Source organism: Vibrio sp. Y176, from assembly GCF_033438945.1.
Window position 1 is genome coordinate 212,972 of record NZ_JAWOQS010000006.1, and the last position, 14,564, is coordinate 227,535.

10 protein-coding genes are annotated in these 14,564 nt (G+C 44.7%); 5 read left to right on the forward strand and 5 right to left on the reverse strand.

Annotated features, from left to right (window positions below):
• Nucleotides 1-323: 323 nt before the first annotated feature.
• Nucleotides 324-1,346, forward strand: a complete 1,023-nt coding sequence (locus R7O13_RS16505) for a porin (protein ID WP_005380064.1) — start codon at nucleotides 324-326, stop codon at nucleotides 1,344-1,346.
• Nucleotides 1,347-1,532: 186 nt separating this feature from the next.
• Nucleotides 1,533-2,954: a serine-type D-Ala-D-Ala carboxypeptidase gene (dacB, locus tag R7O13_RS16510; RefSeq protein WP_086047024.1), complete on the forward strand. Its 1,422-nt coding sequence runs from the start codon at nucleotides 1,533-1,535 to the stop codon at nucleotides 2,952-2,954.
• Here dacB and R7O13_RS16515 read toward each other — a convergent pair.
• Complete coding sequence (locus R7O13_RS16515; RefSeq protein WP_005380062.1) at nucleotides 2,933-3,778, reverse strand: magnesium transporter; 846 nt, start codon at nucleotides 3,776-3,778, stop codon at nucleotides 2,933-2,935. The genes dacB and R7O13_RS16515 overlap by 22 nt on opposite strands.
• Nucleotides 3,779-4,196: 418 nt before the next feature.
• Nucleotides 4,197-5,384 carry a tyrosine--tRNA ligase gene (gene tyrS / locus R7O13_RS16520; RefSeq protein ID WP_005380061.1) on the reverse strand — a complete coding sequence of 396 codons (1,188 nt, stop codon included), beginning with the start codon at nucleotides 5,382-5,384 and terminating at the stop codon, nucleotides 4,197-4,199.
• Between the two features lie 130 nt (nucleotides 5,385-5,514).
• On the opposite strand from tyrS, the gene R7O13_RS16525 reads away from it, so the two are divergent.
• Nucleotides 5,515-6,807, forward strand: a complete 1,293-nt coding sequence (locus tag R7O13_RS16525; RefSeq protein WP_033905576.1) for a peptidoglycan DD-metalloendopeptidase family protein — start codon at nucleotides 5,515-5,517, stop codon at nucleotides 6,805-6,807.
• A gap of 65 nt (nucleotides 6,808-6,872) precedes the next feature.
• On the opposite strand, the gene vmeK is transcribed toward R7O13_RS16525, so the two are convergent.
• The 3 genes from vmeK to erpA form a co-directional block, all read right to left on the reverse strand.
• Nucleotides 6,873-9,977, reverse strand: coding sequence for a multidrug efflux RND transporter permease subunit VmeK (gene vmeK, locus R7O13_RS16530; protein ID WP_253657439.1), 3,105 nt, complete (start codon nucleotides 9,975-9,977; stop codon nucleotides 6,873-6,875).
• A 9-nt stretch (nucleotides 9,978-9,986) separates the two neighbouring features.
• Nucleotides 9,987-11,102: an efflux RND transporter periplasmic adaptor subunit gene (locus R7O13_RS16535; RefSeq protein WP_005386537.1), complete on the reverse strand. Its 1,116-nt coding sequence runs from the start codon at nucleotides 11,100-11,102 to the stop codon at nucleotides 9,987-9,989.
• Between the two features lie 105 nt (nucleotides 11,103-11,207).
• The gene (gene erpA / locus R7O13_RS16540) at nucleotides 11,208-11,549 is read right to left on the reverse strand and encodes an iron-sulfur cluster insertion protein ErpA (RefSeq protein ID WP_005380031.1); all 342 of its coding nucleotides are present in this window, start codon (nucleotides 11,547-11,549) and stop codon (nucleotides 11,208-11,210) included.
• A gap of 246 nt (nucleotides 11,550-11,795) precedes the next feature.
• On the opposite strand from erpA, the gene hemL reads away from it, so the two are divergent.
• Both hemL and R7O13_RS16550 read left to right on the forward strand, forming a co-directional pair.
• A complete protein-coding gene (hemL, locus tag R7O13_RS16545) occupies nucleotides 11,796-13,091 on the forward strand; it encodes a glutamate-1-semialdehyde 2,1-aminomutase (RefSeq protein WP_005380032.1) in 1,296 nt (431 codons plus the stop codon).
• A 345-nt stretch (nucleotides 13,092-13,436) separates the two neighbouring features.
• Complete coding sequence (locus R7O13_RS16550) at nucleotides 13,437-14,522, forward strand: AI-2E family transporter (protein ID WP_005386541.1); 1,086 nt, start codon at nucleotides 13,437-13,439, stop codon at nucleotides 14,520-14,522.
• Nucleotides 14,523-14,564: the final 42 nt, after the last annotated feature.

Below are 14,564 nucleotides of genomic sequence, written 5' to 3' on the forward strand. Positions count from 1 at the left end.
ACACCGTTCATTACACCAAAAACCTCAAAAAAGATAAAAACTAATCAATGTCAGGCCAATGTCATTGCCAATAATTTCAATCAAAAACAGTAATTTAAATAAAAACAACGCACAATTGAACAGTGTTCATCAGTGGGATTTATATCATTTTACTAACTCATACGGAAACTTTAGCAGTAAAACATGTCCAGCGAGTTGTTAGATCAATGGCTTACAAGTGCGAACTATATCGCTCAATTAGCCAATTTTGGACCAACAACTTGTGAGAGATCACCTCTCCCCCATACAACAATGATTATGGACAGCTAACTAGGACAAATAAGATGAAAAAGACTCTAATTGCTCTTTCTGTATCTGCAGCAGCTATGGCAACTGGCGTAAACGCAGCTGAACTTTACAACCAAGACGGTACTTCTCTAGAAATGGGCGGCCGTGCTGAAGCACGTCTATCTATGAAAGATGGCGACGCTCAAGACAAATCTCGCATCCGTCTAAACTTCCTTGGTAAACAAGAAATCAATGACAACCTATACGGTGTTGGTTTCTGGGAAGGTGAATTTGAGACTGCTCAAAACGGTACTGTAGACGGCGACGACAAGAGCGATCTAGAAACTCGTCTTGCTTACGCTGGTCTTGGCGGTGCTTACGGTGAGTTCGCATACGGTAAAACTGAAGGTGCACTAGGCGTTATCACTGACTTCACAGATATCATGGCTTACCACGGTAACTCTGCAGCAGACAAACTAGCTGTATCAGACCGTACAGACAACATGATGGCTTACAAAGGCCAGTTTGAAAACCTAAGCGTAAAAGCAAGCTACCGCTTCGCTGATCGTATGGAAAACAAAAACACTGGTGAGTACTACGACAACAAACAAGACGGTTACTCTCTATCTGCAATCTACGCTCTAGCTGACACTGGTCTTGAGCTAGGTGCTGGTTACGCAGATCAAGACAAAGCTAACGAGTACATGCTAGCTGCATCTTACACAATGTCTGATCTTTACTTCGCTGGTGTATTCACTGACGGCGAGAAAATGGAAGATTCAAACAACAGTAACACAGTTGATTACACTGGTTACGAGCTAGCGGGTGCTTACACTCTAGGCCAAACAGTATTTACAACATCATACAACAATGCAGAAACTAACAACGAAACTTCTGCAAACAACTTCGCTGTTGATGCTTCTTACTACTTCAAGCCTAACTTCCGTGGTTACATTTCTTACAACTTCAACCTGATTGATGCAGGTGACAAGTTTGGTTCAACTGACACTAGCAAAACAGTTGCAACTAAGATCGATGCTGAAGACGAGCTAGCTCTAGGTCTACGTTACGACTTCTAATTCAGGTCTTTGACTAGAATATCGAATGCCCGCTTTAAGCGGGCATTTTTTATACTTCATTTTAAGCAGCGCGCCTTTCTCTCGTGTCTCATTCATGAAGACATTTGAAGCATTTATTTAGTTACCTAGCATATTGAAAGGACTTGCGTATACTCAATCACATAACTCACCTTAGAAAGTATCATTATGCGTTTACGTTGGCCCTTGCTCATATTCTCTTCATTACTTTCTGCTTTTTCACAAGCGTACCCTCATCAAGAGGTGTTGCCTGAAGGCGCCCGCATCAGTTTAGTTGCGGAAAAACTCAGTGAAAATGCTGAGCTTGACGGTGTTCATCCTACCGAACAACTGTTCCCACCAGCGAGTACATTAAAAATCGTCACCGCATTAGCCGCAAAGCTAGAACTGGGTGATAATTTCCGGTTTCGAACCAAGCTGGAAACGTCGAACTCAGATGCAGTGATTTACTTTGTCGGCGACCCAACACTCCAAACCAACGACTTAAAATCACTTCTCACTCTAGCTAAGAAAAATGGCTTAAAACGGATTAACGGTGACCTATGGCTCGATAACAGCGCATTCACTGGTTATAACCGTGCGGTGGGCTGGCCGTGGGATATCTTGGGAGTTTGCTACAGCGCTCCGGCATCGACCATCACACTCAATAACAACTGTGTACAAGCCTCTATCTATACACAAAAAGATGGTGGAACGCGGGTCTACGTACCAGAGCATCAACCTATTCGTGTCACAAGTACCGTAGAAACAGTTTCTAAAACCATTAAGAAAAGTCGTCATTGTGACTTAGGTTTAGTTGCAAATCCCGATAACAACTACAAGCTAACAGGGTGCTTGGTTGAAAGAGACAAACCATTGCCACTGAAATTTGCGGTTCAAGACCCTGAGCGTTACACCAGTCAAAGGTTGGCGGCTTTGCTCAAGGAGCTCAACATTGGGGTATCGGGAAAGATTAGGGTCGGTACGGCGCCAGAAAAGCAGCGAAAGCTCATCGCAATGCATCAATCAAAGGCCTTACCAGACATTCTTGAAGATATGCTCAAAAACTCTGACAACTTGATTGCCGACACATTAACCAAAACACTTGGTGCTAAATTTTTCGTTCAGCCAGGCAGTTTTACTAACGGTACAGAAGCGATCAAGCAGATCATTTTCGCCAACACTGGTATTGATATTCGTAATGCGCGCCTAGAAGACGGCTCAGGACTTTCGCGAAATAACCGGATCTCCGCGACCAAGATGGCTGAAATGCTGCGCTATATTTGGAAGCATGAAAACGAACTCAAATTGATTGCCATCATGCCGAAATCAGGTGAATCCGGGACATTAAAGTACCGACAAAGTATGCGAAAACTTCCAATTAAAGGACAGCTGATCGCGAAAAGTGGCTCTATCTACGGGACTTACAATATGGCTGGATATGGCTTGGATAAAAATGGTCAACCTAACACCATTTTTGTTCAGTTTGTTTCAGACTACTTCCCAGAAAAACGGGACGACAACACACCTGTCATCGCCCCGATTACACATTTTGAGCAGCTTTTTTACAATGACATTGTGAACTTTAGTCAGGCAATACCTAAGAAATAGTTCACCACGTTAAAGTAAATCCACATTCCTGAAATATCGACGATAGACGCAAGAACTGGACTCACCAATACGGCTGGGTCCAACTTGCAAGCTCGTGCAATAATTGGCAACAGCCCGCCCAATGTTGTAGAAATGGTGACTTGAATGAACAGCGCAACTGCTATTGCCAGTGCGATATCGGTCAGTTCAAAGCCTCCTGTTGATTGTCCTGCACTAAATAACATAATGCGTCCAATCATCACGATAGCGATCGCTAGCGCAATAAATAGAGCGACTCGGCTCTCTTTCCACAAAACTTCTAACCATTGGCGTTTTTTTAACTCTCCAGTAGCAAGAGCACGAATCACCAAAGTTGCTGCTTGTGTTCCTGTGTTACCACCAGCAGCTGCAATCACTGGCATGTACACTGCAAGTAAAACAAGCTGACTAAGGGTGTCCTCATACTGAGCGATGATCAAGCCTGACACTATCCCTAAAAGAGCCAGCGCAATGATCCATCCAATACGCTGTTTTACATGCCCTAAAACACTAGTTGATAAATAACCATCGGGTGTATCAACTTCAGACATATGCAGACCCAGTTGGTGAGCATAATGACGTGCGCGTTTGTCATGACCTGCTTGCTCAAGTTGAGCAATAAGACTATTCACATAGCCGACAGAGCAATGCTGTAAAATACCTACAGCCTCATCAATCGGCATAACCGTAAGCAAATGGACTTGTTGCTCTTGCTCGTACTGCAAGAATGCATTGCGAGCTGCACCAATTTCTACTTCAGAAAAGTTTGGTGTTGTTTCAATAAAAGTGTTGTTCATTACCGTCATGGCGAATCTCCCGATTGGCATTGGTAACGACCATCGACAAAGCATGAAAAGCCACTCTTGCACGCTAAAAGTCAGACAACAATTAAGATGCACAGAGAAAACCAATGCGAATGCACTGTCTATTCAGAATGTATGAAGGAAATAACGAGAAGAAAATTAGAAAAGATGCCTCACCACTTAGGTAAGGCGGAGATCGCCAATACCGAAGCGGGTTATTTCGCTCCCTTAATCTTACTCACCCAACGACTGGGAGGATGGTCGGTATTGTTCATGTAAATCTCCGATAGCGCTGCCATTATTGGCAGCGCAAGTATAGTAGCAAAGTTCATCAGGTATGGAAGTTTTACTTTGCCGTTTTTGCTAAATTTTCATACAAAAAAAGCGCCCTTCGGACGCTTTCATTTGCAGTCATTATGAATTACTGAATAGTAATACGAGCAAATTTACGTTTGCCGACTTGGAACACGTAAGTACCCGCTTCTGGAGCAAATTTGCTGTCCGCAATTTTTTCACCATCAATCTTCACAGCGCCCTGCTTAACCATGCGCATCGCATCTGACGATGATGGACATAAGCCTGCTTCTTTCAACAGATTACTCACTGGGCGACCTGCGTCAAAGTCAAACTCTGGCATCTCATCAGGAATTTGGTTCTTCGCAAAACGGTTTACGAATTCTTGCTCTGCTGCATCGGCATCAGATTCACTGTGGAAACGAGCAATAATTTCTTTTGCTAGCAATACTTTGATGTCACGAGGGTTTTTGCCCGCTTCTACATCAGCTTTGAATTGAGCAATCTCTTCCAGAGGACGGAAAGAGAGCAGCTCGTAGTAGCTCCACATTAGGTCATCAGAAATAGACATGATTTTACCAAACATTTCGCTTGGCGCTTCGCTGATACCAATGTAGTTGTTTGCTGACTTAGACATCTTCTTCTCGCCATCAAGGCCCACTAGAAGCGGCATCATCAGTACAACCTGAGGTTTTTGACCGTGAGACTTTTGTAGTTCACGACCCATTAGAAGGTTGAACTTCTGGTCTGTACCACCTAATTCAACATCCGTTTCCATTGCTACTGAGTCCCAACCTTGTAGAAGTGGGTACATGAACTCATGAATAGCAATTGGCTGACCACCCGCGTAACGCTTTTTAAAGTCGTCACGCTCTAGCATACGAGCAACGGTTTGGTTTGCCGCAAGGCGAATCATACCTTCTGCGCCTAGTTCAGACAGCCACTCAGAGTTAAACTGAATTTTAGTCTTTGCAGGATCGAGAATTTTGAACACTTGCTCTTTGTACGTTTCAGCGTTACGCAATACGTCTTCACGACTTAGCGGTGGACGAGTTGTGTTTTTACCTGTTGGGTCACCAACCATTGCAGTGAAGTCACCGATTAGGAACGTCACTTCATGACCTAGTTCTTGGAACAAGCGAAGCTTATTGAAAATAACCGTATGGCCTAGGTGAATGTCAGGTGCTGTTGGATCAGCGCCCAATTTAATACGTAGAGGACGGTCTTCTTTTAGTTTTGCGATTAGCTCTTCTTCTGGAATCAGCTCTTCAACACCGCGCTTAATCTCGGCTAGTGCAGCTTCAATGCTCGCCATTCTTGTTCACTCCCACAGATTTGGCAAAAATATAATAGCTGAACATATTACTTGAATAGCGATGCATTTTGAAACACGTTAGACTAGGTAGTTGTCACTTTTTCCGTTTAATTTAGCAATCAAGTACCTCATGCATTCGATTTTTGTCCGACTTCCACTCTTGCACAAAGTATTGATCGGTTTTTTTAGTGCGTTGATTATCTTCGCGCTCTTCTTTTTACCTGATCCGCAAGACCTAGACCCGCAGCAGAGCCGATTAAAAGTTGGTCAGCATTATCCTGTGCCAGTTTCCCTCGAACTCAGTGCACTAAATAGTTCATCGCCTGCGGTTCCTGCCGTGCTGCGCTGGGAAACATACAAAGTAAAAAATGGCGAGAGTGCTGCCATCTTGTTTAGTCGCGTAGGGCTTTCTGCTCGTCTATTACATGAACTGGTCTCATCAGACAAAGAAGTGGAAAAACAGTTAACTCGGCTTCGACCTGGTGACCGATTGCAATTTGGTTTTGACGAAAATAACGACTTGGTGCAGCTAAGAAGAACACTAAGCGCGTTCGAGACTTTTCGTATCACATTAAAAGACGGCAAGTACGTTTCTGAAGTTGATAAGAAAGAAGTCGACTTCCAGTACAACTACGCTGAAGCCACCATCAAATCAAACTTTTGGAACGCAGGAATATCTTCTGGATTAAATGGTAACCAAATCATGGAACTGGCTGGCATATTTGGTTGGGACATCGACTTTGCTTTAGATATTCGTAAAAACGACAGCTTCCGAGTACTTTACCAAGAGGAAGTGGTAGAAGGTGAAGTAATCGGCCGTGGAAAAATCATTGCTGCGATCTTTAAAAACCAAGGCGATACCTTTACCGCAATATTGGATCAGAAAAGTGGCAAGTATTACGACGAAAATGGGCGTGCAATGAAAAAAGCATTCTTACGCGCGCCGTTGGATTTCCGTCGAGTTTCGTCTAACTTCAACCCACGCCGCTTACATCCAGTGACGGGACGCGTTCGTCCTCATAGAGGAACGGACTATGCAGCACCAGTGGGCACCCCGATTTGGGCGGCTGGTGATGGTGTCGTTCAAAAATCGTCTTACAACAAATTTAATGGTAACTACGTTTTCATTAAACATAGTAATACTTACATTACCAAGTACCTGCACTTAACCAAACGTACTGTACGAGCTGGTCAACGCGTTAAGCAAGGCCAAACCATCGGTACGCTTGGCGGAACTGGCCGTGTAACTGGCCCTCACCTGCACTATGAGTTCCTTGTGAATGGTGTCCATAAAAACCCGCGCACGGTGAATTTGCCACAATCTAAATCCCTAACAGGAAAAGCGAGACAAACTTTCATGGCAAACGCGAAAGTTAGCATGGACAAGCTTGAACGCTACAGCAAACTGTTAGCAATGAAGTAAGGCAAGGTATTGAAAAGGGCAGCTTCGCTGCCCTTTTTGTTTTGTCGATATCATCACGATAAAGCTTACTGTTCGGAGTGATGCTCTCTCCCGAGCATAAGCAAACACGGTGTCAGAACTAACGTTAGCAAAGTCGCAAACGCCAAACCACCCGCGACAGCGGTCGCAAGCTGAGACCACCATTGAGTGCTTGGTGCGCCAAACTCCACTTTCTGATTAACTAAGTCGATGTTCATTTCTAACACCATTGGCAATAAGCCTAATATGGTGGTCACCGTCGTAAGTAAAACGGGTCTTAAACGCTGCACACCCGTACGCAAAATAGCCTCAGATTTTTCTAAGCCACGTTTACGCATCTGATTATAAGTATCGATTAAAACAATATTGTTGTTTACCACGATACCAGCCAACGCAATCACTCCAATTCCCGACATAATGATGCCAAATGGCTTTTGGAAAATAAGTAACCCGGCAAAGACACCAACGGTAGAAAACAGCACTGCACTAAGGATTAAGAAAGCTTGATAAAAGCTATTAAACTGCGTAATTAAAATCAAAGCCATCACACCAAGCGCGACAATAAAAGCATTTTGCAAGAATGCTGATGAGTTTTCCTGCTCTTCATTTTGACCCCGAATCTTATATTCAATGCCTTCCGGTAAGTCGAGCTGTTCCATTCCAGCGGCAATCTTAGGTAACTCAAGCGCCAAATTGTAACCTTCCACCATATCCGCTTTAATATTGATAACTCGATGACCGTCGACCCGACGAATAGTGTCTTGCTTATGATCTGGTTTGATTTGAGCAAAATTCGTAATCGGTACCAGACCAGCTGCCGTTTTCACTCTCAGTTGATCAAATCGACCTATGTCGCGCTTATCTTGCGGATAGCGCACCAAAATATCGACTTCTTCATCCGCATCATCGGGCAAATAATCGCCTATTTTCAAGCCGTTCGTAACAAACTGGACGGTATTCCCGACTAAAGTAGCATCCGCTGCAAAGCGAGAGGCGTCATCTCGCTGGATATCAATTTGCCAATCAATCCCTTCCTTATTAGTGGTATCACTCAAGTTGGTCAGTGCAGGATTACCATCAGCCCAATGTCGTACTTTTTTGGCTGCTTCATCTAACGCACTAACACTCAAATTTCGTGATGACACTTCAATCACGAGATCATGCTCGACAGGCGGTCCTGCGTCCGGGAATTTATACTCAAGTTCAACACCATAAAAGCGGTCTGTCGTCTCTTTTAGTTCCTCAATAATGGTTTTCACTTTGCGTCGATACTGCCAATCCACAGGCGTTATTTGAATCTGGCCAATCTCGTCCCCATTATCGCTCGATCCTGTGCGCGTGTAGACACTTTCAAACTCGTCATGACCGAGCATCACCTTCTCGATTTCGCGCATAACAACATCTTTTTCGTGAATAGACAAGTCACCATAAGAACGAACTTTAACGGTAAAAAAGGCAGGGTCCACTTCAGGGAAAAACTCTGCACCCAAGCCAGCTTTGTTGTAAGTGAAGCCGACACCTGCCGCTAGCAGTATCGCGCTGAGTAAGACTTTCCATGGATGACGAATCGCTACAGACAGAGTCTGGAAATAAAGCTTGGTAATGCCTGTCGCTTTTTCAAAGTTGCCGTTATGCAGCTCCACCATTTCTCGCTGAGCTTTCTGATTGACGACTTGAGGCTTGCCAATGATCCCACCGATGACAGGAACGAACAATAAAGCCATCATCAGCGAAGCGGCCAAAGTAGCAATTAAAGTAAGTGGTAAGTACTTCATGAACTCACCAGTGATGTCTGGCCAGAAAAGTAACGGAGCAAACGCAGCCAATGTGGTTGCTGTGGATGCGGTAATAGGCCAGGCCATTCGCTTTGCTGCATCTCGATAGGCTTCTTTACGTGGCGTTCCTTCTTGCATGCGCCGATCTGCAAACTCTGTCACCACAATGGCACCATCCACCAACATGCCTACTGCCATAATTAAAGCAAACAGTACGACGATATTGACCGTCAGCCCAAATACCGATAACACCAACAACCCAGTCAAGAACGATCCTGGAATAGAAATCCCCACGAGAAGCGCGGTCCTAACCCCCAATATGGCAATAATGACGATAACTACGAGGATAATTGCGGATAAGATATTGTTTTGTAGATCACTGAGCATCAATTTGACATCGTCGGATTGATCCCAAGTGTATTTAACTTGCAAATTGTCGGGCCACTCGGCGCGCTTCTGTCCCTGAGCCAGTACTTCTTTTACCAGCTCAACCGTTTCAATGATGTTTTCCCCTGCCCGTTTTTTTACGTCCAAAACGATGGCAGATTCGCCATCTAAACGAGCAAAACTTTCAGGATCGCGAAATGCACGCCGTACTGTCGCCACATCGCCAAAAGTGATCACCTCTTTGCCATTCACCTTGATCGGTAGTTCAAGCACATCTTTCAGTGAATCAAAAACCGATGGGACTTTTACCGAAAAGCGTCCATACCCAGTATCGACAAACCCCGCAGCCACAACTCGGTTATTCAAGGCAATTAAATTATAGATATCCGCTTGATCGAGACCGTAGCTTTCCATCAATAGCGGATCGACAACTATTTCCACGATGTCTTCGCGATCCCCTGCGATTTCAACTTCAAGAACCTGACGGAAACTCTCCAAACGATCACGTAGCGTTCTGGCAATCTGTACAATGGTCCGCTCTGGTACGGTGCCATATAGAACAACAGTCAAAACAGGCTCTTCAGATGCAAACGTGACTTCATTTACCGTTGGCTCATCACTGTCCTCTGGTAATTTTGGCTTTGCAAGATCAACCGCATCACGCACATCTGCCATCGCTTTATCAAGATCCACTCCAACACTAAATTCCAGCGTCACCGAAGCATGACCTTCTGATGCCACAGAGGTCATCTCTTTTACGCCTTCAATAGAGCGCAACTCTTGCTCTATTGGCCGAACTAATAAACGTTCGGCATCGACGGGAGAAATGCCTTGATGCCCAACAGAAACGTAGATAATAGGAATGGTAATATCTGGGCTCGATTCCTTGGGGATAGTGACGTAAGTAATGACACCGGCAATTAAGATCATCACCAGTAATGTCAGCATGGTGCGAGCGCGGGATAACGCAGCATCAATCAGAGTGTACATAAGTGCTCCTTACTGCTCACTAGCCGCTTCAACAACTACGTCATCAACTTTATTGGCCAGTACTTGATCACCATCTCGCACAAAACCTTGTCCCAGCACGATAATGTCTGCACGCTCTCCTAACCCAGAGAGCCACACACCATCATCCTCGGCCTTAACGAGTTGAATTGGAACAAACTCAACATACTCATTACGCAGTGTCTTGACACCTAAGTTACCTTCTTCATCTAGTGCTAACATGGCAGCCGTAATCTTTACTGCCAACACTTCACTCAAAGGCAGCTGTACTTCTGCGCTCATACCGGCAGGAATTCTTGCGTCTTGATTATCAATTTCGATTTCAATTGGAAATGTATTAGTAGAAGCAGAAGAAACACGTCCAATGTAGCGCACACGACCTTGATGATGCTGTTGGTTAATGGTTCTTACGTCGGCTTCTAGGCCTTCCTTAAGGTATTGTATATGCCGTTCACTGACATCGGCTTCAATCACTAAAGTATCCAAATCAATGACCGTCGCAATAGGATCGCCAATCCCGACAAAATCACCTAACTCAACAAAGTGGTGATCTACGATGCCATCAAATGGCGCTTTAACCTCAGTATTTCTTAAAGCCGTTTGCACGTTACTCAAATTCGCACGTGCATCTACCAACGCTGCTTGCGCTGTCGCAAATGCAACCTCACCTTGCAGTCCACGACTTTTTAGCGATTTAGCTGCATTAAACTCTTTCTCTTTAACCAACAGCATCGCCTGGGCCCGTTTAAGTTGAATGCCAAGGTCGCGCTTATCGATGTTTGCGATCACTTGTCCCTGTTTGACCGCTTGGCCTTTCTTTATGTTAAGACTGACTATTTTACCGGCAACTTCGGCGCCAAGACGCGCTTGACGATTGGGCGCTGTTCGTCCATACAATTCAATGGTTTTACTGGTAGGTTCGGCAAGAAAAGTATCAAACATCACCTTTGCAAGTGGTGTCGTGTTCGTGGATGTTGAAGAGTTAGGATGATCATCTTGTGCTTTGAGTTGGCCGATGGTTAGCCATGCAACAAGAAGTAAGACGAGGATAAGAGATACTAGCCAAGGGCGCTCGACAATTCGGCGTCCAAAAGAAAGTCCAGACATATAAAGTCCTTTTTATTATTTCTCTGCATATCTGCGAGCGTGTGCTTTACGTGACATCCTTCTACATAAAGCACAGGCAGCCATTAGCTGCCTGTTAGGTGTTAATTACACACTGAACGATGCACCACAACCACATGTTGTCGTTGCATTTGGATTATTTACGAAGAAGCGCGCTCCTTCCAACCCTTCTGTGTAGTCAACAATACCGCCAACGAGATATTGCAGACTCATAGGGTCTACAACCAGTGTTACACCACTGTTTACGATTGTCGTATCGCCTTCGTTTACATTTTCATCAAAAGTAAAGCCGTATTGGAAGCCGCTGCAGCCGCCGCCAGTAATGTATACGCGCAGTTTCAATGCTGGGTTTTCTTCTTCAGCAATCAATGCTTTAACGCGAGATGCTGCTGCGTCAGAAAAAGATAATGGTACGTTTACTTCGCTCACGAAGACCTCTCTCACTCGTGTAATGCGTCAAGCCTGAAGCAAGACGTCAAATTTGTGCTAATTGAGACGATTATCCAATACCTGACAAACTCGTTCAAGTATTCGCCGCCGATTCTTTATATCCGATGCGGATATATAAGATTACACTGCGAAACAACACATAAATTAAGCAAAACGTTTCTAACTTGATTATAGCTAGGTACAATGCGCTCCACTTGGTCCGAGCAATCAAAAGAGGATAACCCCATGACCAAATCATCAGAGCTGTATCAAAAAGCTCAGCAAACCATCCCTGGCGGTGTCAATTCACCAGTTCGTGCATTCAACGGCGTTGGCGGTTCTCCGCTATTTATCGAACGAGCAGACGGTCCACTGATTTTTGATGCCGATGGTAAAGCGTATATTGATTACGTTGGCTCTTGGGGTCCAATGATTCTTGGCCACAACCACGCGGTTATCCGCGAAGCAGTAATTGATGCAGCGCAACGCGGTCTCAGCTTCGGTGCGCCAACAGAACTTGAAATCGCGATGGCAGAATTAGTTTCTGAGCTTGTTCCATCAATGGAGCAAATCCGCATGGTAAGTTCTGGTACTGAAGCTACTATGAGCGCGATTCGCCTTGCACGTGGCTTCACCGGTCGCGACAAGATCATGAAATTTGAAGGTTGTTACCACGGCCACGCTGACAGCTTGCTAGTAAAAGCAGGTTCTGGTGCACTAACTCTAGGCCAACCAAGCTCTCCTGGCGTTCCTGCAGATTTTGCTAAGCACACGCTAACAGCAACATTCAACGACCTAGATTCTGTACGCGAGCTATTTGCTGCTAACAAAGGCGAAATTGCTTGTATCATCGTTGAGCCAGTAGCAGGCAACATGAACTGTATTCCACCAGTGGAAGGCTTCCACGAAGGGCTACGTGAAATCTGTGATCAAGAAGGCGCGCTACTAATTTTTGATGAAGTAATGACAGGCTTCCGTGTTGCTCTAGGCGGCGCGCAAGCACACTACAACATCAAACCCGACCTAACGACACTGGGTAAAGTGATTGGTGGCGGTATGCCAGTAGGTGCTTTCGGTGGCCGTAAAGAAGTGATGCAATACGTTGCACCTACAGGCCCTGTTTACCAAGCTGGTACCCTTTCCGGTAACCCTGTCGCAATGGCAGCAGGCTACGCATGTTTGAACCTTCTAAAAGAAGAAGGCAACGAAAAGCGCCTAGCTTCTAAAACGAAACAACTTGCTGAAGGTTTTAAGTCTCTAGCAGAAAAACACGGTATTCCGCTAGTTGTTAACCAAGTGGGCGGTATGTTCGGCTTCTTCTTCACTGACCAAGAAAAAGTAACTTGCTACGAAGACGTAACGAAGTGCGATGTAGAACGCTTCAAGCGTTTCTTCCACTTAATGCTAAAACACGGTGTCTACCTTGCGCCATCTGCGTTTGAAGCGAGCTTTACTTCACTCGCTCATGGTTCAAAAGAGATTGATGCCACACTAGAAGCGGCTGACCGCTGTTTTGCTGTTCTTGCAGAAGAAGCGAAATAATCGCTAAAAACGGCGATAACGCATTTAGAAAAGGACCGTAACGGTCCTTTTTTATTGCCAATTCAAAATAACCAATATCGCTAATACCCCAACGACAATGCCAAACCACGGTATTCGCTTAGCTTTTTTCTCAGTTTGACACTTTTTATCACCGTTGCAACAACCCATAGCTCATCTCTTGATTGATAACCGACTGATTTGTAGTCATTATAGCAAGGTACATCGCCCTGCTCTAATTCGGCATTGTCATAAGCTTGAAAGAGTTAAGAGTGCAAAGTAATAAAGGTTACACGCCATCATTGAAGGCATAAACCGTAAACGTCACCTGTAAGTTGGACTAATACCATGCCAAATAATGTAAAAATAACGTCGAGTCACCGAGTACTAATGGTTGCTTTACTCGCCGCTGCTTTTGCTTGCTACTTATTGGTTGAGCCATATATCAATTCAATTGTGATGGCTTTTATCATTTCTTTGCTCATGTTTCCGATACACGAATGGTTTGAGCAGAAAATTCCCAAGCACCCCAATATGGCGGCACTGCTGTCATGTGTCGTCTTGACGTTTATTATTGTTATCCCGCTTTTATTTGTGTTTGCAGCCATTGTTCAGCAAGGCTCTGTTTTCTCACAAAATACATATAATTGGGTTACCAATGGTGGCATCCAAGATATATTCCAACATCCTTTCGTTATCAAAGGCTTAGCGATTGTTAATGAGTACTTACCTTTTGATAAAATCGAGCCCAAAGCCATTGCTGAGAAAATTGGTCAATTTGCTACATCGTTTGGCTCTAACTTAGTTGCTATCAGCGCAAAGATTTTAGGAGACGCAACCAACTTCCTAATGAACTTCTTCCTGATGCTGTTTGTGCTGTTTTTTCTGCTTCGTGACCACGACAAAATTATCTCTGCGATTCGTCATATCCTGCCACTCTCACGTAGCCAAGAAGACCGCATATTGACAGAGATAGAGCAAGTTTCTAAATCAGCCGTGATGGGCTCATTCATGACAGCGATTGCTCAAGGTTTGGCTGGCGGCATCGGTATGTGGCTAGCTGGCTTCCCTGGGCTATTTTGGGGAACGATGATGGGCTTTGCATCATTCATTCCAGTGGTAGGAACCGCGCTAATCTGGATTCCTGCAGCAGCGTACTTGTTCTTAACAGGCGATATGACTTGGGCTATCTTCTTGACGGTGTGGAGTGTAGTCGTCGTTGGCTCTATAGATAACCTATTGCGTCCGTTGCTAATGCAAGGCAGCGCCGGCATGAATACCCTTATGATTTTCTTCTCATTACTGGGTGGTCTGCATCTGTTTGGTTTGATTGGTCTTATCTACGGCCCACTTATTTTTGCCGTGACCATGGTACTGTTTAATATCTACGAGGAAGAATTCAAAGACTTCCTTAACCAACAAGACAACAGCTAGTCACCGCTTAATCACTTCAAGCTTGGGGCAGATTGTGCGAAA